Source organism: Pseudooceanicola algae (genome assembly GCF_003590145.2).
Taxonomy (GTDB): Bacteria; Pseudomonadota; Alphaproteobacteria; order Rhodobacterales; family Rhodobacteraceae; genus Pseudooceanicola; species Pseudooceanicola algae.
Genome location: NZ_CP060436.1, coordinates 1,665,828 through 1,689,169 on the forward strand (window position 1 = coordinate 1,665,828; position 23,342 = coordinate 1,689,169).

Sequence of the window (23,342 nt, forward strand, 5' to 3'; positions counted from 1 at the left end):
CCTCTGACCGGACGCGGCGCCCGCAAAACATGCATTTTCACGTTTTTACACCGTCACGCCCCCTGAAATCCGCCGGAACGCTTTGGATAAACGGATATTACGGTAAAAGTAACGCAACCAGACCGGAGAGATCATGCCCGCCGAATCCCCCACCCCGCCAGACGCCACCGCCGCGCTGACCCGCGCGCTGGATCTCGGCACGCCGGGGGGGGCGAGGGTGGCGGTGAAGGAATGCCTTGCGGTGGCCGGGCTGCCGACCCGCGCGGGATCGGCCGCCTTCGAGGACGCGCCCCCAGCAACAGATCATGCCGCCGTTGTACAGGCGCTGCTGGATTCGGGCGCGCAGATCATCGGCCTCGCCAACATGCACGAGCTTGCCTATGGCATGACCGGCGCGAATGCCCATACCGGGACGCCGCAGAACCCGCTCTGGCCGGATCGCATCCCCGGCGGGTCTTCGTCGGGCTCCGCCGTGCTGGTGGCGCAGGGATCGGTTGATTTCGCCATCGGGACGGATACCGGCGGCTCGATCCGTCAGCCAGCCTGCTGCTGCGGGGTCTTCGGCCTGAAACCCAGCTTTGCGCGGATTTCGCGCGCCGGAGCACTGCCGGTCGGGTCCTCGCTGGACTGTATCGGGCCCTTTGCCCAGAACATGGCGATGCTGACACGTGCGATGCAGATGCTCGACCCTGATTTCGCGCCTGAAACCTGCGACAGCCCCCCGGCGCTGGCAATGGTCCAGACCGAGGCCGAAGCCGACATTCAGGCCGCGCTCGACGCCGCCCTGACCGGGTTGGGGGATCTTCCGACTGTCCCCCTACCGGGCATGGAAGACGCCTTTGCCGCCGGCATGACCGTCATCGGCGCCGAGATTGCGGCGGAATTCGGTGCGTTGGCGGCCAGCAATGCGACCCTTGGCGCGGATATCCGCACGCGCGTCCTGGCCGCGCGCGACATCACCGGCGCTCAGCTGGCCGAGGCCGAGGCGATCCGCACCCGTTTCACCGACAGCTTCGATGCCGCCCTTCTGGGGCGCGATGCGCTGATCCTGCCGACCCTGCCCATGGTGCCGCCCACCTGGGAACAGGCGCAGGACCCGGCCCATGTGTTGCCGCTGACCCGCTTCGTGCGCCCCTTCAACCTGTCGGGCCACCCGGCGCTGACGATCCCGATCCTGACCGCCGACGGCCTGCCGGCCGGTCTGCAAATCGTCGGGCACAAGGGCGCGGATGCGCGTCTCTGCGCCGTGGCCAGCTGGATCTGCGACCAAATCCCCGCGACCTGCCTTGTGCAAGCGGGCCTCTGCCAGAAGGAAACCGCCTGATGTCCGATCTGCTTGCCCAAGCCGCGCCCCCGCAGGCCGCCCCGCTGCCCGCGCCCGGCGCGCTGCCGGATGTCACCCTTGACGAGGTCCTGGCCGAGATCCGATCCCGGCGGTCGGAATTCGAGGCCAAGGCCCATGTCCCCCGCGACATGGTGGCAAAGCTCAAGGCCATCGGCGCCTATCGCGGTATCGTGCCCGCACGTCTTGGTGGCGATGCCCTGCCGCCACAGGATTACCTGAAACTGATTGAAAAACTCGCCGCCGCCGATGCCTCGACCGGCTGGGTCGCAAGCTTCGGCATTTCCTGCACCTACCTTGCGGCCCTGACGCCGGCGGTCTTCGACCAGATCTATTCCAACGACCCCAATACCACCTTTGCCGGGGCGATGTTCCCGCCGCAGATCGCGGTGCCCGAAGGTGATGGACTGCGGGTTTCCGGGCGCTGGCCCTGGTGCTCGGGGTCCATGGGGGCGGACGTGATCGCGGTCGGCATCAAGATCGAGGGCGAAAAGACGCCCCTTCCCCGCGCCGCCGTCTTTCCCGCCGCCGAGGTGACCATCGACCAGACCTGGGACACCATCGGGCTGCGCGGCACCGGATCGCATGACGTGGTGCTGGACGGGGCGCTGGTCGACATGGACTGGACCTTTATCCGCGGGGGCAAGCCGCAGCAGGACGACCCGATCTATCGCTACCCCACCGTGGCCCTTGCCGCCCATGCAGTTGCTGTCGTCGCCCTTGGCGCGGCCCGCGAGGCGCTCGACTGGCTGAAATCGGACGCGGCGCAGAAGGCCTCGATCACCGGGGCGCCGAACCCCGGGGCGCGGCCCTATGTGCAGGCCGATCTGGCCAAGGCCGAAGCCCGCCTGCGCGGTGCCCGCGCGCATTTCTTCGAAACCATCGAGGAAGCCTGGGACCAGTTGCTGACCAAGGGCGAAGTCGATCCCGAACTGACCCTGCGCACGCGTCTTGTGTCCACCCATGCCGCTCATGACGGGGCCGAGGCCGCGCGCATGGCCTTTGCCCTTGGCGGATCGGATTCGATGCGCGCCGGCCATACCCTTGGCCGCTGCATGATCGACAGCGCCTGTGCCGCGCAACATGCCTTCATGAACACCGGGACCTGGACCAGCGCCGGGGCGGGCATGTTCGGCCAGCCGACCCCGCCCGGCTTTCCCTGACCCGGCCCCGCGCCCCAACCCGCCATTTCCGCAAACAACAGGATCCGCCATGACCGAGCCGCTTCGCACCCTTCTGTGCTTCAACAACCACCCGACCTTCTTCAGCCTGCCCTTCGACCAGATCGGCCCGGTCTGGAAGGCCACACAGGAACTGATGTCCGCGATTTCCAAGCTTGACGGGGTCCAGATCGTCGGCACCTTCGACGACGATCAGACCATGGTCGGCGCCAGCCAGGGATTTCCCTTCACCTGGTACATCCTGGCCGATTTTCCCAACCGCGAAGCCGTCCAGGCCGCCTGCAACCTGCTGCGCACCATCGTCGTGGGCGAGGGCAACGACCGGCTGTGGAAATACATGACCGTCGAGGCCCGCATGGGCCGCGCGCTTGAAATCCCCGATCTCTGACCCCTTCGACAGGAGAACGCCATGACCCTCGACAGCGTCACCAAGGACCCGCAATACGCCGCCCTCGCCAAGGGCGATCGCGTCGCCACGCCGCTTTACGAAGACCCGGCCATCTTCGATGTCGAGATGGAAAAGATCTTTGGCAAGGCCTGGGTCTGGGTGGCGCATGAAAGCGAAGTGCCCGGCAAGGGCAACTTCAAGCTGTCCTGGGTCGGCACCCAGCCGGTGATCGTGTCGCGGGACCGCAAGGGCGCCCTGCATGTGCTGGTCAACCGCTGCCGCCACCGCGCGGCCTCGGTCTGCGAGGTGAAGAAGGGCAAGACGTCGTCCTTCCAGTGCCCCTATCACGGCTGGGGCTATGCGCTGGACGGATCGCTGCGCGCAATTCCCTATGCCGAAGGCTACGCGGGCGAATTCGACAAGTCCCAGCTGGGCCTGCGTCAACTGCGGGTCGGGACCTACCAGGGCATGATCTTTGCGACCTTCGACCAGGAGGCCGAGCCGCTGGAGGATTTCCTGGGCAACGCCAAGCCCTGGATCGACCTGTTCATGAAACAGGGCGGTGGTTTCCCGATCAAGACGCTGGGGGAACATCAGTTCAAGGTGCCGATGAACTGGAAGATCCAGCTGGAAAACACCACCGACGCCTATCACTTCCCGGTGGTACACAAGTCCTTCCTGCAATCGCTTGACGGCGAGACCAACCAGACGTTTTCCTTCATGGATGACGATGACGGCTGGGTCGAGGATCTGGGCAACGGCCATTCCGTCATGGTCATGATGCCCGAGCTGATCGACCTGGACGAGAACCTGGACGAGCCCATCCCCGAGCGGTTCAAGGCCCTCGCCGCCAGCCTCGAGGACCGCTACGACGACGCCCAGATCCGTCGGATCGTGCGCGCCGTGGGCGGATGCGGCTTCAACCTGAACCTGTTCCCCAACGCGGGCTGTTCGCTGTCCTTCTTCCGCATCCTGCGCCCCGTCTCGGTCGCGGAAACCGAAATCCGTCACATCGCCCTCGGCATGGACGGTGGCCCGGCCGAGGCCAACCAGATGCGCCTGCGCCTGCATGAACATTTCCAGGGCCCGATGGGCTTCGGCTCGCCCGATGATGCCGAGGTCTGGGAACGGGTCCAACGCGGCTCGGCCGGGGGCGTCGACATGGACGTCATGGTGCACCGGGGCCTCGGCCTTGAGGAAGACAGCCCCAATGGCCTGCCCAAGGGCGACATAAGTGCGGAAACCGGCATGCGAGCGGCCTATGCCAAGTGGCAGGAGATGATGGCGTGAAGGATTTGCCAGACACCGAGATCACCCTCGACCAGGCGGTGAAGTTCCTCTGGGAAGAAGCCGACATTCTCGACCGGCAGGATTATGACGCCTGGATCGGCCTCTGGGACGAAGCGGGTCTTTACGTGATCCCGGTCGATCCGGATACAGAGGATTTCGCCGATCACCTGAACCTCGTCTATGACGACCACCAGATGCGGCGCGCCCGTGCGCAGCGGCTTCAGGGCGGCTTTTCGATCTCGGCCGCGCCCCCGGCGAAGACCGTGCGCACCCTGTCGCGCTTTGTCGTCACCGCCTCTGAACCGGGCAGCCTGACCCTGCGGTCTGCCATGCATGTGGTCGAGGACAAGTTCGGCCGCCAGCGCCTGTTCGCGGCCAATGTGGAGCACCGGCTGATCGCCACCCCCGAGGGCCTGCGCATCGGTCAGAAGGTCGTCCGCCTGCTGAACTCCGACGGGGTGCTGACGTCGATCAGCTACCTGTTCTGATGGGAGGGCCCCTGCCCATGGAGACCCAGACCGCCGTTGTCACCGGTGCCGCCAGCGGCATCGGTGCGACCATTACCCGCGCGCTGCACGGGGCGGGCTTTCGCGTCATCATTACCGATGTGGACGAGGCCGGCTGCTATGCCCTGGCCGAGGAACTGGATCTTGCCTCCGAACTGGCGCTGACGGCCACGCTGGACGTGGCAAGGCCCGAGGATTTCCAGAAAGTGCTGGATCGCACGGTGGATCGCTGGGGCTCGGTCGAGGTGCTGGTGAACAATGCCGCCGTGACCCGCGCCCAGCCGGTGCTGGACATCACGCCCGAGGATTTCAATGCCGTCATGGCGGTGAATGCCGGGGGTACCTTTGCCGGGTCGCAGATCTTTGCCCGCCACTTCAAGGACCGCGGCTATGGCCGCATCGTCAACATGGCCAGCCTTGCGGGTCAGAACGGCGGCACCGCGACAGGCGCCCATTACGCGGCCTCAAAGGGGGCGATCATGACCCTGACCAAGGTCTTTGCCCGCGATCTTGCGCCCTTCGGGATCACCTGCAACTGCATCTCTCCGGGGCCGATGGACAGCCCCATGGTGCATGACATCGTCGGCCCCGACCGGATGGAGGGGTTCCTGAAGAACATCCCCACCGGGTCGCTTGGCGATCCGGCCTTCGTGGCCAGCCTCGTCACCCTTCTTGCCTCTCCTGCTGCAAGTTTCGTCACCGGCGCCTGCTGGGACGTGAACGGCGGCCTGTTCATGCGCTGATCCCAGATGACGTCAAATCCCCTTACCCTGACCATCACCGCCCGCCAGGACGCGCCCGGCGACATCATGTGCCTGACCCTGGCCGATCCCGACGGCGCGCCGCTGCCTCCGGTGACAGCCGGGGCACATATCGACATCGCGATCGGCGACCAGTGGCGGCAATATTCCCTGGCCGGTGATCCCGCCGACCGCAGCCAATGGACGCTCGGCATCCTCAAGGACCCCGAAAGCCGGGGGGGATCGACCGCGCTGCATGCCGGCGCCCGGCCCGGCCAGACCGTGACCGTGACCGGACCGCGCAATCACTTTGCCCTGGTCGAGGCCGACCGCAGTTGCCTGTTCGGCGGCGGCATCGGCATCACCCCGATGCTGGCCATGGCGCATGAACTGGCGGCCAGGGGCGCGGCCTTCGATCTGCATTACTGTACCCGCAGTGCCGGGCGCACCGCCTTCCTCGACCTGCTCGGGGCCGCGCCCTTTGCCGGGCATACCCGGTTGCACCACGACGACGACGCCACGAAGCTGACGCTTGCGGCCCTGCCCGCCCCGGCCCCCGGCACGCATATCTACATCTGTGGCCCCGAGGGCTTCATGGACTGGCTGATCGCGGCGGCAGAGGCCATGGGCCATGCGCCGGACCATATCCACCGCGAATATTTTTCGGCCGAGGTCGATGTGACGGGCGAGACATTCGAGGTCGAAGCCCGGGAAACCGGCATCACCGTCACCGTCGGTGCCGAAGAATCCATCGTCACGGCCCTTGCGCGCGCCGGCATATCGGTAGACGTCAAATGCGAAGAGGGAATCTGCGGCACCTGCCTGACGGATGTGCTGGAAGGTCTTCCCGACCACCGCGACCATTTCCTGACCGACGAGGAAAAGGAAGATAATTCAGAGATGTGCCTGTGTTGCTCGCGCGCCAAGTCGGCGAAGCTGGTGCTGGACATCTGAGGGGGGCAGCATGAGCGCACCGAACGAAACCGAGATAAGCACCTTTCGTGAAGGCATGGCCCGGCTTGGTGCCGCCATCACGGTGCTGACCACCGACGGCCCGGCCGGTCGCCACGGCATGACGGCCTCGGCGGTCTGCTCGGTGACCGACAGCCCGCCCACCCTGCTGGTCTGCGTGAACCGGCAAAGCCGCAGCCATGACATCTTTGTCGAAAACGGGGTCATCGCTGTCAACGTGCTGGCCGGGCGGCACCGGGACCTGTCGGGCATCTTTGCCGGCAGCAAGGCCGGGGAAGACCGCTTTGACGCCGCCGAATGGCGCCAGCTTGCCACCGGGTCACCATTGCTGACGGATGCGCCCGTGGCCTTCGACTGCCGGATCTCGAACAGCAGCACGGTAGGATCGCACACGGTGTTCTTCTGCGAAGTCCAGGCCATGGAGCTAGCCGAAGGTCAGGCCGAAAGCCTGATCTGGTTCGGCCGCGATTTTCATCAGCTGACGGTGGACTAGGGCATGACGCGGGCGTCAGACATCTTCCAGACTGGTGAAGACGCGCTGCAGCATGGCGTTCAGAAGCACCTGTTCCTCGACCGAGAAATCCCCGAAGCTGGCGGCAAAGACCTGCTCTGCAATGGCATGGGCCTCGTGTCGGCGGGCATCGCCCTTCGGGGTCAGGGCAACCTCGGTGACGCGGGCATCCCGGGCGCGCGGCCGGGTGGTGACAAGATCGTCGGCCACCATGCGCTGGATGATCTTCGTCGCCGTGTTCAGCTTGATGATGCAGACCTCGGAAATCTCGGAAACGCTCAGATGTTCGTCTTCGTAGAGCGTCATCAGCACGCGCCAGCGCGGCACGTCCAGCCCGGCGGCCTTCAGTCGCTTTTCCATCGCCAGCAGATAGCGCGCCGAGGTGCGGGTGATCCAGTAGTAGGGCCAATCCTGCTTTTGAAAGTCCCGCTCGGGTCCCGTCTTTCCCCCCGCATCGCTTTGCGCCGGATCGCTCTTCTCTTGCGGAAGATCTGTCATTTTGCCTCTTTTCTCGTCCCTGCCCGGCCATCTGTGGTCCGGCGTGGCGGCTCTGGAACTTGTTACTCGGAAATACGTCAAAAATACCAAGAATGGTTACGTGAACTTTCCGATATTTCGCAGGAACGACCAACAACTCAACAGGGAAACTGAAATGCTCTTCAAGAAGCTTGCAATGACCGCGACGGCCGCCCTGGCCCTGACCGCGCCGGCGATGGCCCAGACCACGCTGACCGTGGCGAACTGGTTGCCGCCGACCCATCCGCTGGTCTCGGAAGTCATCGTGCCGATGACCGAACAGATCGAAGCGGCCACCGGCGGCAGCGTCACCACCAATATCCTGCCTGCCCCGCTTGGCCCGCCGCCGGCGCATTTCGACTTTGCCGTCAATGGCGTGGCCGATATCACCTTTGGTGTGCAGGGCTATTCGCCGGGCCGGTTCAAGACCACCAACCTGGCCGAGCTGCCCTTCCTCGGGGATAGTGCCGAGGCCGTCTCGGTCGCCTACTGGCGCACCTGGGAAGAGATGCTGAAACCGGCCGGCGAATATGACGAGGTCAAGGTGCTGGCGGTCTTCACCCATGGCCCGGGCGAGATCTTCATCAAGGACGGTGACGTGACCGCGACCGATGTGCTGGACGGCAAGAAGATGCGCGTCGGCGGTGGTATCATTCAGGAAATCACCACGGCCCTTGGCGCCGTGCCGGTCGAAGGCCCCTCCTCCAAGGCCTATGAACTGCTGAGTCAGGGTGTCGCGGACGGGATCTTCTTTCCCTATGAATCCGTCAGCTTCTTCGGTCTGATCCCGCAACTTTCCCAAGGCATCTCGGTGCCCGGCGGGCTGTATAACACCTCGTTCTACATCGTCATGAACAAGGCCAAGTGGGAAAGCCTGACGCCCGAGGAACAGACCCAGATCGACAGCGTGACAGGCGAGGCCCTGGCCCGCATGGCCGGGCAGATGTGGGACCGCGCCGATGCCGCAGGGATCGAAGCCATGAAGGACAAGATCACCGTGACCTCGGCCACCCAAGAACAGGCCGACGCCTGGACCGCGGCGCTGGAACCCATCGTCGAGGCCAAGATGGCCGAGGTCGGTGAAACCGGTGTCGATGCGGCGGCGGCCTTGACCATGATGCGTGCCGAAATCGCAAAGGTCGCGGCTGAATGAGCCCGAGCCCGGCAGAAACCTTTGCCAAGGGCCCGGAGACGGCGACGTCTCCGGGCCCCGGCCACCGGCGCTGGCCCCGCAAGGTGCTGGCAGTGGTCTGCGGCCTGCTGCTGCTGGCCATGATGGGCCTGACCGTGGTCGATGTGCTGGGGCGCTACATCTTCAATTCGCCGGTCATCGGGGCCACCGAACTGACAGAGATCCTGCTGGTGTCGGTGATCTTCATCGGCCTGCCGGCGGTCTGCCTGGACGACGATCATGTCACCGTGGACCTGGTTACCAGCCAGATGCCGGGCTGGATCCAGCCCTGGCGGCGCGCCCTGCTGGCGCTGGTTTCATCCGGGATCTTCGGCGTCGTCGCATGGCGGCTTTGGGTCTATGGCAACCAGATCGGCGGCTATAACGGTGTCACCAATTCCCTGCGCATCCCGGTCGCCCCTTTCGCCTGGCTCTGTGCGGCCTGTGCCGCCGTCGCGGTGCTTGTCACGCTTTACGTGGCGCTGCGCGATCTGCGCTCTGCGCTGCGCCGCCCCTGAGGGATCCTCATGTCCATGTCCTTTCTAGCCTCCTGGCCCACCGGTATGGTGAGCCTTCTTGTCCTGCTGCTGCTCGGCATGCCGATTTCCGTTGCGCTGACCCTGATCGGGCTGGGCGGTACCGTGGCCATCATCGGCTGGACGCCGGCCCTGTCGCTGCTTGGCACGACCTTCTTCGATCAGGGGCGCAGCTATTCGCTGTCTGTGCTGCCACTGTTCCTGCTGATGGGCAATTTCGTCGTCCAGTCCGGGATCGCGCGCGATCTTTATGACGCCGCCCATGCCTGGCTGCGCCACCGCAAGGGCGGGCTGGCCCTGGCCACGGTCATCGCCTGCGGCGGCTTTTCGTCGGTCTGCGGCTCATCGATGGCGACGGCGGCCACGATGACGCGGATCTCGCTGCCCTCGATGCGGCGTTTCGGCTATCCCGACGAGCTTTCCACCGCCTCGATCGCCGCCGGGGGCACCCTCGGCATCCTGATCCCGCCTTCGGTGATCCTGGTCTTCTACGGCATCATGACCCAGCAGGACATCGGCAAGCTGTTCCTGGCCGGGATCGTGCCGGGCCTTCTGGGCGTGCTCGGCTATGCCGCCGCCGTGGTGATTTCCGTCAAGTTCCGCGGGCTGGAACTTGCGACCGAACCCAAGCTGCCGCTGGCCGACCGGCTGCGCGCCCTGAAGGGCACGGCCGGCGCCATCGTGCTGTTCGTCTTCGTCATGGGCGGTATCTACCTTGGCATCTTCACACCGACCGAAAGCGCCGGCATGGGCGCGGCCGGTGCGCTGCTGCTGACGGTGCTGTCGGGCAAGTTCTCGGTCTCGACCGCCTTCGCGACACTGTTCGACGCGGCCAAGACCACGGCAATGATGTTCTTCATCCTGTTCGGCGCGCTGACCTTTACCAACTACGTCAACCTTTCGGGCATGACGCGGGACATCCAGACCTTCGTCACCAGCTTCGGAGACGGGCCGATGACCGTGATCCTGACCATCCTCGTGGTCTATCTGGTGCTGGGCTGCGTGCTGGAAGGGCTGTCGATGATCATGCTGACCGTGCCGATCTTCTACCCGGTGGTCTCGGCGCTAGGTTTCGACCTGATCTGGTTCGGCATCTTCGTGGTGGTGATTACCGAGATTTCCTACATCACCCCGCCGGTGGGCATGAACGCCTTCGTGCTGCGCTCGGTGGTCAAGGATGTGGAACTTGGCACGATCTTCCGCGGCTTGCTGCCCTTCGTGGCGATGGACATCCTGCGCGTGGCCCTGCTGATCGCGGTGCCGGGGCTGGTGCTGTTCCTGCCCAATTCGATGTAGGCCAGCCTGATGAATTGCGGGCAGGACGGATCAGACCGCCCTGCCCGCCGGGTTTGCGGCCATGCCGCAAACCCCAAACCCGAAACCGAAGCCTGCTTCAGAAGAAGCCGAGCTTGTTGGGGTTGTAGCTGACCAGCATGTTCTTGGTCTGCTGATAGTGATCCAGCATCATCTTGTGGTTTTCCCGCCCGATCCCCGATTGCTTGTAGCCACCAAAGGCCGCATGGGCGGGATAGGCATGGTAGTTGTTGACCCAGACGCGCCCGGCCTCGACCCCGCGCCCGAAGCGGTAGCAGGTGTTCATGTCGCGCGACCAGACACCGGCGCCAAGGCCGTACATCGTGTCATTGGCGATCTCCATGGCTTCGGCTTCGTCCTTGAAGGTGGTGACCGAGACCACCGGGCCAAAGATTTCCTCCTGGAAGACGCGCATCTTGTTGTGCCCCTTCAGGATCGTCGGCTGGATATAGTACCCTTTGGCAAGGTCCGCGCCCACATCGGCCGCCGCACCGCCCGTCAGCACCTGCGCGCCCTCTTCGACGCCGATCTGCAGGTAGGACAGGATCTTTTCCTGCTGCTCGGCGCTGGCCTGCGCCCCGACCATGGTGTCGGGCAGGCGGGGGTCGCCCTGCTTGATGGCCTTCACCCGTTCGATGGCACGTTCGATGAAGGCCTCGTAGATGTCTTCCTGGATCAGCGCACGGGACGGACAGGTGCAGACCTCGCCCTGGTTGAAGGCGAACAGCACGAAGCCCTCGATTGCCTTGTCGAGAAAGGCATCGTCCCTTGCCATCACGTCGCTGAAGAAGATGTTGGGCGATTTGCCCCCCAGTTCCAGCGTCACGGGGATCAGGTTCTCGGTGGCGTATTTCATGATCATCCGCCCCGTCGCGGTCGATCCGGTAAAGGCGATCTTGGCGATCCGGTTGGACTTTGCCAGCGGCGCGCCGACCTCGGCCCCGTAGCCGTTGACGATGTTCAGCACACCGGCGGGCAGCAGGTCACCGATCAGCTCGGCCAGCACGAGGATCGCCGCCGGGGTCTGTTCGGCCGGCTTGAGCACCACGCAATTACCCGCCGCCAGCGCCGGCGCCAGCTTCCACGCGGCCATCAGGATCGAGAAGTTCCACGGGATGATCTGCCCGACCACCCCAAGCGGTTCGTGGTAATGATAGGCCACCGTATCCGCGTCGATTTCCGACATGGAGCCTTCCTGCCCGCGCAGCACCCCGGCGAAATAGCGGAAATGGTCGATGGCCAGCGGAATGTCGGCATTCATCGTCTCGCGGATCGGCTTGCCGTTGTCCCAGGTCTCGGCCGAGGCGATCAGGTTCAGGTTCGCCTCGATCACATCGGCAACCTTCAGCAGCAGGTTGGACCGTTCCGCGGCCGATGTCCTGCCCCAGGCCCCTTTCGCGGCATGGGCGGCATCCAGCGCCAGGTCCACGTCCGCCGCGCCAGAGCGGGCGATCTGGCAGACGACCTCGCCTGTGATGGGGGTGATATTGTCGAAATACTGCCCGCCGACCGGGGGCACGAAGGTGCCCCCGATGTAATTGTCGTACCGCGTGCGGAACGGCGATGTGAAATGGTCCGCGAATTGCACCATCTGGTTCATGATAGATCCTCCTCTTTGACCGGGTCCTCCACCCGGTGCTGGATCTATCTGTAGCCGGGCTTGGTCCCCTGTCAGCCCGGGGGCCAGACCCGCGCCGGGCCATCTGTCTCAGGGATGAGACAATCGGACGGGGGATCAGGCGGGTCGGCTAACCTTGTTCGCCGATCCCAAGCCGCTTCATCCGCCGGTACAGGGTCGCCCGCCCGATGCCGAGCGCCCGCGCCGCCTGCGATACATTGCCCCCCGCACGGGTCAGCGCGCGCATGACGGCGGCGCGTTCGGCCTTTTCAAAGCCCGTGGCGCCTTCTTCCCGGCCAAGGATATCCGGCGCCGGGCGCGGCACCAACCGCCCCACCGGTTCAAGCCCAAGCGCGCGGCGGGCATTGCGGGTGGCACCGATCACGATGTCGTCCTTGTCCACCGCCAGCAGCATGGAGCCCGGATGATCGCCACTGTCGGCCACCACGATCCGCGCACCGGGGAAGGAGACACGAAAGAACTCGGCCTCTATGGCACGGGCCGTCTGATCGACCGTCGCCGCGATCAGACGGTTGAAGCCTTCTGTCTGATCCGCACGGGCCGAGGAAATATCCAGCGCCGCGACAAGCTGTCCGTCGGCCCCGAAGATCGGCGCGTCCATGCAGCTCATCCCGATGTTGCGGGCCAGGAAATGTTCGTCGCGGTGGATGGTGACCCGACGCTCCTCGGTCAGGCAGGTGCCGATGCCGTTGGTGCCCTCGGCCGCTTCGCTCCAATCCGCGCCGGGCGTCAGGCCCCAGTCGCAAAAGGTCGCCGCGTCCCCTTCGGTACAGCGCCGGTCCAGCACGATGCCCGTTTCGTCAGTCAGCAGCACCGCGCAGCCCGAGTCCCCGACCAGACCGAACAGTTGGTCCAGCTTCGGCGCCGCCACCTGAAGGAACCGATCATGGCGTTCGCGCCGCAGGGCAAGCGACGTGCCATCCAGCATCCGCGCCTCGGCAGCCCCACCCGGATCAAGCCCGTGCCGCTCCGCCGAACGGCGCCAGGACGCCGCAAGCCAGGATCGCGCCGCCGCCGAACCCGAGCCCACGGCACGCATCACCGTATCGATATGACGCGTCTTTTCTGTAATGATCTCTCCTCCGCTGCCCTACAGATAATGGCTGCGGCGGCATCTGACAATTTGCCTTGTCAATATTTCCCGGCATTTTTCCCGGCAATCTTCCGGGCCGAGGGATCGCGCCTGCCCCGTCGGGACGGCACGGTTTTGCCGCCTCACAGCCGTTTGCATCGATATCCCGCCATTATCCCGCTTGACCCCGCAGCGGCCCCGCAATATGTCTCGGACCCGTTGAGCGGGTATGGTGTAATGGTAGCGCCCTAGCCTTCCAAGCTAGTCGTGCGGGTTCGATTCCCGCTACCCGCTCCAACAATTCCCCGGATAGATGATCTGATGTGCCCCGTGTGCTGGCGGCGTCCCGTGCTGGTGACGTCCCGTGCTAGCGGGTGAAACGCGTTGCGCTATAGGGCGCGGGGTCGACATCTGTCGGCTCTCCCGACAGCAATTGCGCCACCAGTTCGCCCGTTGGCGCGGCCAGCGTCAGGCCCAGATGGCCATGACCGCAGGCCAGCATCACCGCAGGGTGACCCGGCACCGGGCCGATCACCGGAAGGCTGTCCGGGGTCGATGGCCGCAGGCCCATCCAGCGCTTTCCGGCCTCGGGATTCAGCCCCGGCAGGACGCCGCGGGCATGCTCGACCATCACATTGGCTCGCGACCAGCGCGGCGCGGCCTTCAGCCCGGCCAGTTCGACCTTGCCGCCGATGCGCAGCCCCTTGTTCATCGGGCTCATGTAATAGCCGCTGTCCACGACGCAGACCGGCCGGTTCAACACCAGACCCGGCGCCGGCAAGGTGGTGTTATAGCCGCGCTCTGCCTCCAGTGGCAGGCGCAGATCGAGACCACGAGCCAGCGCTGTCGAATGTACTCCGGCGGCGATCACCACCGCGTCATGCCGCCGCTCACCACCATCGCCAAAGCGCAACCGGGCCCCCGCCGCCGTCCCTGCCGTGTCGACGGAACGGACATGACCCGGTTCGAACCGACCGCCTTCGCGCAGGTAATGGGCAAAGAGACGCCGCACGATCTGTTCGGGATCGACCGCCTGATAAACGTCGGTCAGATGATATCCGGCCGCATATTCCGCCGCGATTGCGGGCTCCAACGCGGCGATCTCCGCCTGATCCAGCGGTTCAAAGGGTATACCCCGGCGGGCCATCTCGTCCCATTCCGCATCCTTTGCAGACCGCGCGGTGGTATTGTGAAAGATATGCAAGGCCCCGCTCTTTCGGCGAAGGTCCAGAGCGGCCGCGCCGCTCAGCATCACTTCGCTGTCCGGGGTCACGCGGTGCAGCAGCGCCGAAAGCGCCTCTGTCACCTCGGCCACCCGCGCGGGGCGCGCGGCGCGCAGGGCCCGCAGACCCCAGGGCAGCAACCGGGGCAGATGCCCCAGGCGCAGCGACAGGGCCCCCTGCGGGTTCAGCAGCATTTCGGGGACACGGCGCAGCAGGCCGGGGGTGAATTCGGGGACAACGGCATAGGTGGCAAAGATGCCGGCATTGCGACGCGACGCGCCTGCGGCGGGGCCGTCGTTGTCGTAGATCACCACATCCGCGCCGCGTGCGCGTAGGGAAAGGGCGCAACTGACCCCGATCACCCCGGCCCCGATTACTGCTACCTGCATCGTCTCTTCCGTCGTCAAGCGACTGTAGAAAACGGCAAATTTCGGCCCAACGGAAGCCTATTCGTAGGAGAAAGAAGGAAAACCCGCCTTATCGGCTATGCAGATTGACCCGGCTTGTACGGCGGAAACCGCGATTGCTGAAATAGCAGTCACTGTTAGCGTCATCACCAAAAATTGCGCCGCCAAGGGAGCCGGTGCCCGGCATTCACTGCGCCCACCACTGCGTCCACGCCCCTGCCAATCGCGGGACTTCGCTCAGGGCGGCGCGGCACCTCAGAACCGGGGCGGGCGCTGGTTGTCGGGATAAGGCGCCGGTGGGGGTGCAGGCGGCGCCGGGGGTGGCGGAGGCGGCGCCTTGCGGGCGCCACCCGCGGCGATCCCGGCCCCGATGCCCTGCAGCAAGGCCGCGATCAGCCCGGCAGAGGATCCGGCCGCCGGAGGTTCGTGCGATGCCCTGTGCGCCATCGGGACCGGTCGGTCGACATTTGCCAGGGCTGCCAGCACCAAACCAATGCCGAAATAGGCCCCGCCGATCACCAGGGCGGCAAACAGCGGGCTTCGGATCTCGACCAGGTACAGCCATGCGGCCCCGGTAAGGAAACCGAGGCCGATCAGCATCATCACGATGGCCCCGGCGGAATAGCCCGCCTTGCGCACTATCCGGGCCAGGGAATATTTCAGCGATCCGAACATGATATCCTTAGCGCCGCGACATCAGCAGACCGACGAGAAAGCCGACACCGGAGGCAATCGCGACCGATGCGCCCGGATTTTCGCGGATCTTGCTTTCCGCCTGGGCATAGGCTTCGCGCGCCTGTTCCTCGGCCTTGAAATAGCTCGCTTCGGCGTCGCCTTTCAACTGCTCGGCCTTGGCACGGGCAGCTCCGGTGTAATAGCTTTTCTGCGCCTGTCCGTATTCCCCAAGCAGTTTTGTCAGCTCGGAGACATCGTTGCGCAGTTCACGCAACTGCGCCTGGACATCGGCGCTATCCGTCGGTCCGTTCGGGTTCTTCTCGTCAGCGCTCGTTTTCGCAATGCTGGCCTCGGCCATATCGACACCCTCCTATGAAACCACAATCTAAGGACTAACGGTGACCTCCCCTAAAGGGTTCCACATCCTTCGCTGCAGTGCAACGATTTCGCGCGCCCGTCCGGGTCATGTTTCCAGCGGCTGCATCAGGGCGGGGCCGCTTGCCCGGTTGGAATTGACCGCGCCGCCCACGCGGTAGCGCTCCAGCACATCCTCAGGTGCGGGCACCATCAAAGACGCCGCGCCCTTGCCCTTCTCGCCAAGCCAAAGGGGCCAGTCCGCCGGCGCAAGAACGACAGGCATGCGGTGGTGGATCGGCGCCAGAACCCCATTTGCCGCGGTGGTGACGATGGCGCAGGTCATCAGGCTGGTGTCGCCGCTCTCCCATTCCTGAAAGATCCCTGCCATCACCAGTGGCTGACCATCCCGGCGACGAATGAACCAAGGCAGCTTTTTTTCCCCGGCACGGTGCCATTCATAGAACCCCGCCGAAGGGATCAGGCAGCGCCGGGTCCGGCAGGCGGCGCGAAAAGCGGGCTTTTCGGCAATGGTCTCGGCCCGCGCATTGATCAGCAAGGGGCCGTCGGTCGGGCTTTTGTACCAATGGGGCAGAAATCCCCAGCGCATCGGCGCCAGCAGACGCCGTCCCGTGTCACCAGCGCGCAGGGTGGCGACGGGCGTGGTCGGGCAGACATTGAACTGCGGCACTTCGGGCAGGTCATTGGCCGGGGTGGCCTCGAACAGCTTGACCATGGCCTCGGTCGGCAGGGTCGTGGCGAAACGTCCACACATCGGGCCTAGCGGCTCCAGTCGCGGCGGGCGATGTCCATCCGGGCCTCGGTCATCGACATCTCTTTCAGGATCTCGCGCCGGCGGCTCCGGTCGCCCTCCTCGGCCAGTTCGGCCCGCAGGGTCTTCAGGCTGCGCGCCAGCGTCACGAATTCCGGCGCCCCGCCCGCCTCCTGCATCAGCCGGTTGAGAAGCGCGTTTTCGGGATCGTCGCAATCCGGCAAGGGCTGCCCGGCACCGGGAAGATCATCAAAGGCGCCTTCGGCCTCGGCCTTCTCGATCCGCGCATTGATGAGGTCGATCAACGGGTGATCCATGTCCCCAACTCCCTTTCCGTTTCACGCCCGGGCGCCGCTCCCGGCTCTTTCATCTGGCCGGAAATACTCAAGGTGGCAAGCCGCTCCGGCTTGCCACCCAAGGGGCACGGCCCCTGCATGCCCGCGACCGAAATCGCGGGCGCTGACATCACTCGGCCTTGGTGATGCGACCGTCGGTGTAGGGCTTGTAGGGCGCATGTTCGGCAACATAGGCCGCCAGCACTTCGGCCAGGTCAGGACCGAAATCATAGGCATTTTCGGCATCCGAGAACATCGAATAGCCGTCGCCGCCATTGCGCACAAAGTTGTTCGTCGCCACCAGATAGCTCGCCTCCGGGTCGACCGGCACCCAGCTCTCGCCCTCTGCGACCATCACGTCGCTGATCCGGCTGCCCACGTCTTTGGAAACATCGAAGGTGAACTTGATGCCCGCGACCTGCGGGAAGCGCCCGCCACCTTCCTCGACTTCGCTGACGCCGTTTTCAAGTGCCTCGGCCAAGGTCGCGCCGCTGGTTTCGAAGGTGGCAAGCGTGTTCTGGAACGGCAGCACCGTATAGACTTCGCCCATGGTGACCTCGCCCGCATCGATCGAGGCCCGCAGGCCGCCGCCATTGGTGATCGCGATGGTCACACCCTGATCCGCCACACGGTCCAACATGGCATCGGCCACCAGGTTGCCCATCGGGCATTCCACGGCCCGGCAGACCGTACGGTCCCCTTCGATCGCCTCGGCCGCTTCGCCGATCACCTTGGTGCGGATTTCCTCCAGCGGAGCAGCCGCTTCAGCGATGCGGGCCACGGTGGCCTCGTCCTCGGTCACCATATTGTCCATCGACAGCGGCGCACCGGCGGCTTCCAGGATGTTTCCGTCATCGTCGAAGGTCACGTTCAACTCGCCGAGAAACTTGCCGTAGGCATAGGCCGACACGATGGCCACGTCGTTGACCATGGTCGGATAGGGCCCTTCGGCGCCGTCCATATCACCCAGCAGGGTGTTGGTGTGCCCTCCGACGATCACATCGACGCCCGTCGTTCCGGCAGCCACCGCCTGATCGACGCCATAGCCGGAATGGGACAGCACGACGATCTTGTTCACACCCTCGGCCGTCAGCTTGTCGACTTCGCCCTGAACTGCTTCGATCGAATCTGTGAAATGCACATTCGGACCGGGGGATGAGATTTCCGGCGTGTCCTCGGTCGTCAGCCCGATCAGCCCGATCTTTTCGCCACCCACCTCAAGAACGGTGGACTTCATCAGCGTATCGGCCAGCATCGGTTCGCCCGAAACATCCGCATTGGACATCAGCACCGGGAAGTCGACCGCATCCATGAAGCCGCGCAGAACCTCGGGGCCATCGTCGAATTCGTGGTTGCCCACGGTCATCGCGTCATAGCCTTCCTTGTTCATCATCTCGGCGGCCAGCTTGCCCTTGTAGTAGGTGTAGAACAGCGTGCCCTGGAACTGGTCGCCCCCATCCACGAGGATCGAATTTTCGGCCCGCGCACGCGCGTCGGCGATGGCCGTCACCAGACGCGCGGAACCGCCAAAGCACTTGCCTTCGGTGTTTTCCTCGGACGAGCAGCTGGAATCGTACTTGCTGACCGGCTCGAACCGGGAATGGAAATCATTGGTGTGCAGGATGGTCAGGGAATAATCGGCCATGGCAGCGCTGGCCGAAAGGGCAAGAACGGCGGTGCCGGCAAGAAGGCGGAAAGACATATTGGGGTCCTTTTCCAAGGTACAGTCGGGATCCGGAGGTCAACGAAATCCGGGGTTCAGCGAGGTCCGGGGTAAATCCCGCCCCCCGTCAGATCAGGCGACAAGTTCATCCGATTCCGGGATGGTCCCCGCCAAAGCTTCCCCTGTCAAAGCAGATTTCAGCCACGGACCGATGACATTGCGGTAAGCGGGCACCGGCGATTAGCGCAGCGGCAGAAATGTCATGTTCCCGTTACATTGCGCGCGTGCGCCGTTTCGTTCAAGGGGACCCTGTCCGGCTCTGTCGCGTCGCGGTGAGCGGGCTGGCGAAGACTGACGCCCCCCCTCCAAAGACGCTTGCCCTGCCCCACGGGTGCAATACCTTGACGGGTGACCGATTAGCGGGCATCCGGAGGCCATCATGATTTACAAGATTTTCCGCAAGACCGAATGGGATGAACTTGTCGCGCAGGGCGAAACCGCCGGCGCGCCGATCGACCTGGAAGACGGGTACATCCACTTTTCCTCGGCCGACACCGTGGCCGAAACCGCCGCGCTGCACTTCAAGGATCAGGATGAGCTGATCCTGGCGGCCTGCGATCCCGAGGCCATGGAAGCGGACCTGAAATGGGAAAGCTCGCGCGGAGGCAAACAGTTCCCGCATCTTTATCGCAAACTGCGGATGGAAGATGTCTCCAGCCACTGGGCTCTGCCCCTGTCCGGCGGGCGCCACCTGTTCCCGGACGGCCTGTTGTGACCAGCAAGGGGGGCAGCATCGGCAAGGGGATCGAGGCCCTCGGCCTTGGCCTGCTGCACCGTTGCGATCCCGAGCGCGCCCATGGGCTGTCGCTGCATGCGTTGCGCGCGGGCCTTGTGCCGCTTGGCGGCATGGTCACCTCGGACCGTCTGCGCATTGCGCTGGCCGGGCTGGACCTGCCCAATCCGGTCGGGCTGGCGGCAGGGTTCGACAAGAATGCCGTGGCGCTTGGCCCGCTGGCCCGCGCCGGGTTCGGCTTTGTCGAGGTCGGCGCGGCCACGCCACGCCCGCAACCGGGCAACCCCAAACCGCGCCTGTTCCGCCTGACCGAGGACCGCGCCGTCATCAACCGCTTCGGCTTCAACAATGACGGGATGGAGGCGATCTGCGCCCGTCTCGCGGCGCGCAGCGGGGGCGGCATCGTCGGGCTGAACCTTGGCGCCAACAAGGACAGCGACGACAAGGCGGCGGATTTCGCCCGCGTGCTGTCCCACTGTGGCGCGCATCTTGATTTCGCGACCGTCAATGTCTCCTCCCCCAATACCGAAAAGCTGCGCGATCTTCAGGGCAAGGCGGCCCTTGGCGCGCTGCTGGCCGGGGTCATGCAGGTGCGCGCCGATCTGCCCCGTCCGATCCCTATCTTCCTCAAGATCGCGCCCGACCTGTCCCCGCCCGAGCTTGAAGATATCGCCGAGGTCGCCCTGTCCAGCGGCGTTTCCGGCATCGTCGCCAGCAATACCACCCTGTCGCGCGACGGGCTGGCCTCGGCCCATCGTGGCGAGGCGGGCGGCTTGTCCGGCGCGCCGCTGTTCGAAATCTCCACCCGCGTGCTGGCCCGCCTGTCGCAGCTGACCGATGGCGCCCTGCCCCTGATCGGTGTCGGCGGCATCGCCACGCCCGAACAGGCCTATGCCAAGATCCGCGCCGGCGCCTCGGCGGTGCAGCTGTATTCGGCGCTGGTCTATGAAGGGCTGAGCCTTGTACCCCGGATCGCGCATGGTCTCGATGCCCTGCTCGAACGCGACGGCTTTGCCAATGTCGCCGAGGCTGTCGGGACCGGCCGGCACGAATGGCTGTGATCCGACCGCGCCACCCCTGAGACACGCCCCTGAGACACGCCCCCGAGAGGAGAATCCGATGATCACCATCTGGCACAATCCGCGCTGCTCCAAATCCCGCGAGGCGCTGAAGCTGTTGCAGGACGCGGGCGCGGACCTGACCGAGCGGCGCTACCTCGACAACCCGCCGGATGGCACCGACCTGCGGGTCATCCTGGCGATGCTGGGCGTTCCGGCCATCGCCATGATGCGCGTCAGGGAACCGCTGTTCCGCGAGCTTGGCCTGTCGCGCGACGACAGCGAAGAGGTGCTGATCGACGCCATGTCAAAGCACCCCCGCCTGATCGAACGCCCCATCGCCTTTCAGGGCAAACGCGCGGTGATCGGACGGCCACCCGAAACGGTGCTGGAACTGATTTGACTTCCGCCCGGCGGACCAGCCGCCGGGCTGTCAGATAAAAGGGCAGTCAGGCCCCCGCCGACCTTTCCAGCGCCGGATAGCGCGCGCCAAGGGTCACCCCCCGCGCCACGAAGCTGATCAGGAAGGCCGCCCATAGCCCGTGATTGCCCAGCATCGGCACCAGCACCAGCGCACAGGCCACATAGATCGCGAGGCTGAGCAGCATCATGTTGCGCATGTCCTCGGCCCGTGTCGCGCCGATGAAGACTCCGTCCAGCATCCAGGCCGGGATGCCCAGCACCGGCACCGCAACCATCCAGGGCAGATAGCTGCGCGCCGCGGCCCGCACGTTTTCCGAGGTGGTCATCAGGTCGATCAGCCCGCCGCCGGTCAGGGCAAACAGCCCCGCCAGCCCGAGGCAGATCACCGCTGCCCAGATCGAGCTAAGCAGCACCGCGCGTCGCAGGCCGGTCACATCGCGCCGCCCCATCGCCTGGCCCACCAGCGCCTCGGCCGCAAAGGCGAAACCGTCCAGCGCAAAGGCCGTGATTTCGAGGAATTGCAGCAGCACCTGGTTGGCGGCCAGCTGGATGTCGCCGAAACGCGCGCCGGTGAACATGAAGCTGAGAAAGATCACCTGCAGGGCGAGGGATCGCAACAGGATGTCGCGGTTGACCAGCGCCATGCGGATCAGTCCGGCCCGGTCGAAGACCCGTTCCCAGTCGCGCCAGGACGGCACCCGGAAGGCCGCCCGGCACAGCCACAGCCCAAGGCCGAAGCCAACCCATTCGGCGATGAAGGTCGCCGCGGCCACACCCGGCACGCCCCAGTCCAGCACCAGCACGAAAATCACGTCGAGGCTGATGTTGACCGCGTTCATCACCAGTTGCAGCACAAGCACCGCGCCGGTGCGTTCCTGCGCGATCAGCCAGCCGGTGATGCCATAGGCGGCCACGGCGGCGGGTGCCGACCAGACGCGGATGCCCATGTATTGCCGCGCCAGATCCTCGACCTCGGCCGAGGCGGGCGAGATCAGGAAGGCCAGCCGGAACAGCCCGCCCTGCAGCGCAAGGATCAGGAAACCGGCGGCAAGGCCCAGCATCAGGGCCCGGGTCAGCAGCGCGGCGACCTCGGCCCGGTCACCGGCGCCGGCGGCATTGGCCGTCAGCCCCGTGGTGCCCATGCGCAGAAAGCCGAAGACCCAGTAAAGCGCGGTCAGCACGATGGCCCCGATCCCCACCGCACCGATCGGCGCGGCGGTGCCCAGCTGGCCCACCACGCCGGTATCCACCGCGCCAAGGATCGGCACCGTGGCGTTGGACAGCACGATGGGCACGGCGATCTTCAGGACCCGCCGATGGGTCAGCCGCTTGCCCCCCTCCGGACTTGCCGCCGCTGCGGCCGCCTCGGAAATGCTCATGCGTCGGGCGCCCGCTGCGGCATCAGGAAATGACCCGAGGCCTGGGCAATGGGTCGCGCCCTGTTGTCCTGCCAGGCCTCGACCCGGACCGAGGCATAGCGCCGCCCGGATCGCGACACTTCGGCCCGCGCATAGGCATCACGCGGCAGGCCCGAGCGCAGGTAATCGACCGTTACGCCGATGGTCTTGGGCAGGCGCGGCAGCTTGCCCGCCGCCACGTCGTCGGGGTCCAGAACCCCGCTTTCCAGATCCTGCCACAGCAGGCTCCAGCTCAGGCTGATCAGCGCGGTAACCTCGAGAAAGGCCGCCGTCGCACCGCCGTGCAGCGCCGGCAAGGCGGGATTGCCGATCAGCATCTCGGCGTAGGGCAGGATGCCGGTCAATTCATCCCCGCGCCGGTCAAAGCGGATGCCCATGAAACCGATATAGGGCACCCCGCCGACCAGCGCCTGCAGGGCGGCATCGCGCCGCTGCTTGATGACCTGGACGGGTTCGGGCCGGATCATGCGCCTGCCTCCGGCTTGGGGGAAAGGGCATTGTCCGGGCTCTCGCCCGGCGCGCGGCTCTGGAAGGTAAAGGCCCCTGCAGCACTGGCCACGGGGCTGTCGGAATCGTTGTCATAGGCGTTGGCCCGCACGAAGGCGACCGAGCGGGTGACGTGATAGCATTCCGCCTCCGCCCGCAGGCCCTGCCCCGGCGTGGCGGCGCGCATGTAGTCAATCCGCAGGTCCAGCGTCGCCGTCTGCCCGTTACACAAGGGATGGCTCAGAACCGAGGCGCCGCAGCTGGTGTCCAGCAGCACCGACAGCACACCGCCGGCCATCACCCCGGTCTCGGGGTCGCCGATGAAACGCTTGTCATAGGGCATGGCATAGGTCGCACGCCCCGGCGCCATCGCCTCGGCCGTGATACCAAGGGCGCGGGCATGGGGCAGGCTGGCCGAAAATTTCCGCGCCAGTTGCAGCATGTCGGCATGGGGATCGACCAGCGTTTCGGCCTGGAATTCCCCCGGCGGATCGCGCTGCGGGTCGGTGTGCGGGGTATCGTGTTCTTGCGCCATAGGGTTCCCTTTCGGTCCCGGC

At 65.4% G+C, this 23,342-nt stretch carries 26 protein-coding genes and 1 tRNA gene; 15 read left to right on the forward strand and 12 right to left on the reverse strand.

Going from position 1 to position 23,342, the window contains the following annotated elements:
• Window positions 1–133: 133 nt before the first annotated feature.
• From PSAL_RS07865 to PSAL_RS07900, 8 genes are read left to right on the forward strand one after another with little or no spacing between them, the layout of a single operon-like run.
• Window positions 134–1,324 carry an amidase gene (locus PSAL_RS07865; protein ID WP_119838878.1) on the forward strand — a complete coding sequence of 397 codons (1,191 nt, stop codon included), beginning with the start codon at window positions 134–136 and terminating at the stop codon, window positions 1,322–1,324.
• Complete coding sequence (locus PSAL_RS07870) at window positions 1,324–2,505, forward strand: acyl-CoA dehydrogenase family protein (protein WP_119838879.1); 1,182 nt, start codon at window positions 1,324–1,326, stop codon at window positions 2,503–2,505. Before PSAL_RS07865 ends, PSAL_RS07870 begins: the two co-directional genes overlap by 1 nt.
• A 49-nt stretch (window positions 2,506–2,554) precedes the next feature.
• Window positions 2,555–2,911, forward strand: coding sequence for a hypothetical protein (locus PSAL_RS07875; protein WP_119838880.1), 357 nt, complete (start codon window positions 2,555–2,557; stop codon window positions 2,909–2,911).
• A gap of 21 nt (window positions 2,912–2,932) precedes the next feature.
• Complete coding sequence (locus tag PSAL_RS07880; protein ID WP_119838881.1) at window positions 2,933–4,201, forward strand: aromatic ring-hydroxylating oxygenase subunit alpha; 1,269 nt, start codon at window positions 2,933–2,935, stop codon at window positions 4,199–4,201.
• Window positions 4,198–4,689, forward strand: coding sequence for an aromatic-ring-hydroxylating dioxygenase subunit beta (locus PSAL_RS07885; protein WP_196222766.1), 492 nt, complete (start codon window positions 4,198–4,200; stop codon window positions 4,687–4,689). The genes PSAL_RS07880 and PSAL_RS07885 overlap by 4 nt, the downstream gene beginning before the upstream one ends.
• Before the next feature lie 17 nt (window positions 4,690–4,706).
• Complete coding sequence (locus PSAL_RS07890) at window positions 4,707–5,450, forward strand: SDR family NAD(P)-dependent oxidoreductase (protein ID WP_231388649.1); 744 nt, start codon at window positions 4,707–4,709, stop codon at window positions 5,448–5,450.
• A 6-nt stretch (window positions 5,451–5,456) separates the two neighbouring features.
• On the forward strand, window positions 5,457–6,401 hold the full coding sequence (locus PSAL_RS07895) for a PDR/VanB family oxidoreductase (RefSeq protein ID WP_119838884.1): 945 nt from the start codon (window positions 5,457–5,459) through the stop codon (window positions 6,399–6,401).
• A gap of 10 nt (window positions 6,402–6,411) precedes the next feature.
• Complete coding sequence (locus PSAL_RS07900) at window positions 6,412–6,912, forward strand: flavin reductase (protein WP_196222767.1); 501 nt, start codon at window positions 6,412–6,414, stop codon at window positions 6,910–6,912.
• 15 nt (window positions 6,913–6,927) lie between these two features.
• On the opposite strand, the gene PSAL_RS07905 is transcribed toward PSAL_RS07900, so the two are convergent.
• On the reverse strand, window positions 6,928–7,428 hold the full coding sequence (locus PSAL_RS07905) for a MarR family winged helix-turn-helix transcriptional regulator (protein ID WP_119838885.1): 501 nt from the start codon (window positions 7,426–7,428) through the stop codon (window positions 6,928–6,930).
• Between the two features lie 154 nt (window positions 7,429–7,582).
• Here PSAL_RS07905 and PSAL_RS07910 point away from each other — a divergent pair, with 154 nt between their 5' ends.
• From PSAL_RS07910 to PSAL_RS07920, 3 genes are read left to right on the forward strand one after another with little or no spacing between them, the layout of a single operon-like run.
• Window positions 7,583–8,599 carry a TRAP transporter substrate-binding protein gene (locus PSAL_RS07910; protein WP_119838886.1) on the forward strand — a complete coding sequence of 339 codons (1,017 nt, stop codon included), beginning with the start codon at window positions 7,583–7,585 and terminating at the stop codon, window positions 8,597–8,599.
• Complete coding sequence (locus PSAL_RS07915; protein WP_119838887.1) at window positions 8,596–9,135, forward strand: TRAP transporter small permease; 540 nt, start codon at window positions 8,596–8,598, stop codon at window positions 9,133–9,135. The genes PSAL_RS07910 and PSAL_RS07915 overlap by 4 nt, the downstream gene beginning before the upstream one ends.
• Before the next feature lie 15 nt (window positions 9,136–9,150).
• On the forward strand, window positions 9,151–10,449 hold the full coding sequence (locus PSAL_RS07920) for a TRAP transporter large permease (protein ID WP_119839074.1): 1,299 nt from the start codon (window positions 9,151–9,153) through the stop codon (window positions 10,447–10,449).
• Between the two features lie 97 nt (window positions 10,450–10,546).
• On the opposite strand, the gene adh is transcribed toward PSAL_RS07920, so the two are convergent.
• Together adh and PSAL_RS07930 are read right to left on the reverse strand one after the other, a co-directional pair.
• A complete protein-coding gene (gene adh, locus PSAL_RS07925) occupies window positions 10,547–12,067 on the reverse strand; it encodes an aldehyde dehydrogenase (protein WP_119838888.1) in 1,521 nt (506 codons plus the stop codon).
• Window positions 12,068–12,215: 148 nt separating this feature from the next.
• Entirely contained in the window at window positions 12,216–13,145 is a 930-nt protein-coding gene (locus PSAL_RS07930) for a GAF domain-containing protein (RefSeq protein ID WP_119838889.1), read from the reverse strand.
• A gap of 256 nt (window positions 13,146–13,401) precedes the next feature.
• On the opposite strand from PSAL_RS07930, the gene PSAL_RS07935 reads away from it, so the two are divergent.
• Window positions 13,402–13,475: transfer RNA gene (locus PSAL_RS07935), tRNA-Gly, on the forward strand.
• Window positions 13,476–13,545: 70 nt separating this feature from the next.
• On the opposite strand, the gene PSAL_RS07940 is transcribed toward PSAL_RS07935, so the two are convergent.
• The 6 genes from PSAL_RS07940 to PSAL_RS07965 all read right to left on the reverse strand — a co-directional run bounded on the left by PSAL_RS07940 (window position 13,546) and on the right by PSAL_RS07965 (window position 18,646).
• On the reverse strand, window positions 13,546–14,790 hold the full coding sequence (locus tag PSAL_RS07940; protein ID WP_119838890.1) for an NAD(P)/FAD-dependent oxidoreductase: 1,245 nt from the start codon (window positions 14,788–14,790) through the stop codon (window positions 13,546–13,548).
• Between the two features lie 273 nt (window positions 14,791–15,063).
• Window positions 15,064–15,483: a phage holin family protein gene (locus PSAL_RS07945; RefSeq protein WP_119838891.1), complete on the reverse strand. Its 420-nt coding sequence runs from the start codon at window positions 15,481–15,483 to the stop codon at window positions 15,064–15,066.
• Between the two features lie 7 nt (window positions 15,484–15,490).
• On the reverse strand, window positions 15,491–15,841 hold the full coding sequence (locus tag PSAL_RS07950; RefSeq protein WP_119838892.1) for a DUF883 family protein: 351 nt from the start codon (window positions 15,839–15,841) through the stop codon (window positions 15,491–15,493).
• 105 nt (window positions 15,842–15,946) lie between these two features.
• The gene (locus PSAL_RS07955; protein WP_119838893.1) at window positions 15,947–16,612 is read right to left on the reverse strand and encodes an SOS response-associated peptidase; all 666 of its coding nucleotides are present in this window, start codon (window positions 16,610–16,612) and stop codon (window positions 15,947–15,949) included.
• Between the two features lie 5 nt (window positions 16,613–16,617).
• A complete protein-coding gene (locus PSAL_RS07960) occupies window positions 16,618–16,926 on the reverse strand; it encodes a DnaJ family domain-containing protein (protein ID WP_119838894.1) in 309 nt (102 codons plus the stop codon).
• A gap of 148 nt (window positions 16,927–17,074) precedes the next feature.
• Window positions 17,075–18,646 carry a bifunctional metallophosphatase/5'-nucleotidase gene (locus PSAL_RS07965; RefSeq protein WP_119838895.1) on the reverse strand — a complete coding sequence of 524 codons (1,572 nt, stop codon included), beginning with the start codon at window positions 18,644–18,646 and terminating at the stop codon, window positions 17,075–17,077.
• Between the two features lie 397 nt (window positions 18,647–19,043).
• On the opposite strand from PSAL_RS07965, the gene PSAL_RS07970 reads away from it, so the two are divergent.
• The 3 genes from PSAL_RS07970 to arsC are packed head-to-tail and all read left to right on the forward strand — an operon-like array spanning window position 19,044 to window position 20,861.
• Window positions 19,044–19,382 carry a DUF952 domain-containing protein gene (locus PSAL_RS07970; RefSeq protein WP_119838896.1) on the forward strand — a complete coding sequence of 113 codons (339 nt, stop codon included), beginning with the start codon at window positions 19,044–19,046 and terminating at the stop codon, window positions 19,380–19,382.
• Window positions 19,379–20,461, forward strand: coding sequence for a quinone-dependent dihydroorotate dehydrogenase (locus PSAL_RS07975; protein ID WP_231388650.1), 1,083 nt, complete (start codon window positions 19,379–19,381; stop codon window positions 20,459–20,461). Before PSAL_RS07970 ends, PSAL_RS07975 begins: the two co-directional genes overlap by 4 nt.
• Before the next feature lie 58 nt (window positions 20,462–20,519).
• Entirely contained in the window at window positions 20,520–20,861 is a 342-nt protein-coding gene (gene arsC / locus PSAL_RS07980) for an arsenate reductase (glutaredoxin) (protein WP_119838897.1), read from the forward strand.
• A 46-nt stretch (window positions 20,862–20,907) separates the two neighbouring features.
• Here arsC and PSAL_RS07985 read toward each other — a convergent pair whose 3' ends face one another.
• Genes PSAL_RS07985 through PSAL_RS07995 form a run of 3 tightly spaced genes read right to left on the reverse strand, consistent with a single transcriptional unit; the run spans window position 20,908 to window position 23,227 of the window.
• A complete protein-coding gene (locus PSAL_RS07985) occupies window positions 20,908–22,260 on the reverse strand; it encodes an MATE family efflux transporter (protein ID WP_119838898.1) in 1,353 nt (450 codons plus the stop codon).
• Window positions 22,257–22,766, reverse strand: a complete 510-nt coding sequence (locus PSAL_RS07990; RefSeq protein ID WP_119838899.1) for a PaaI family thioesterase — start codon at window positions 22,764–22,766, stop codon at window positions 22,257–22,259. The genes PSAL_RS07985 and PSAL_RS07990 overlap by 4 nt, the downstream gene beginning before the upstream one ends.
• Window positions 22,763–23,227, reverse strand: coding sequence for a PaaI family thioesterase (locus PSAL_RS07995; protein WP_119839076.1), 465 nt, complete (start codon window positions 23,225–23,227; stop codon window positions 22,763–22,765). Before PSAL_RS07995 ends, PSAL_RS07990 begins: the two co-directional genes overlap by 4 nt.
• Between the last annotated feature and the right edge of the window lie 115 nt (window positions 23,228–23,342).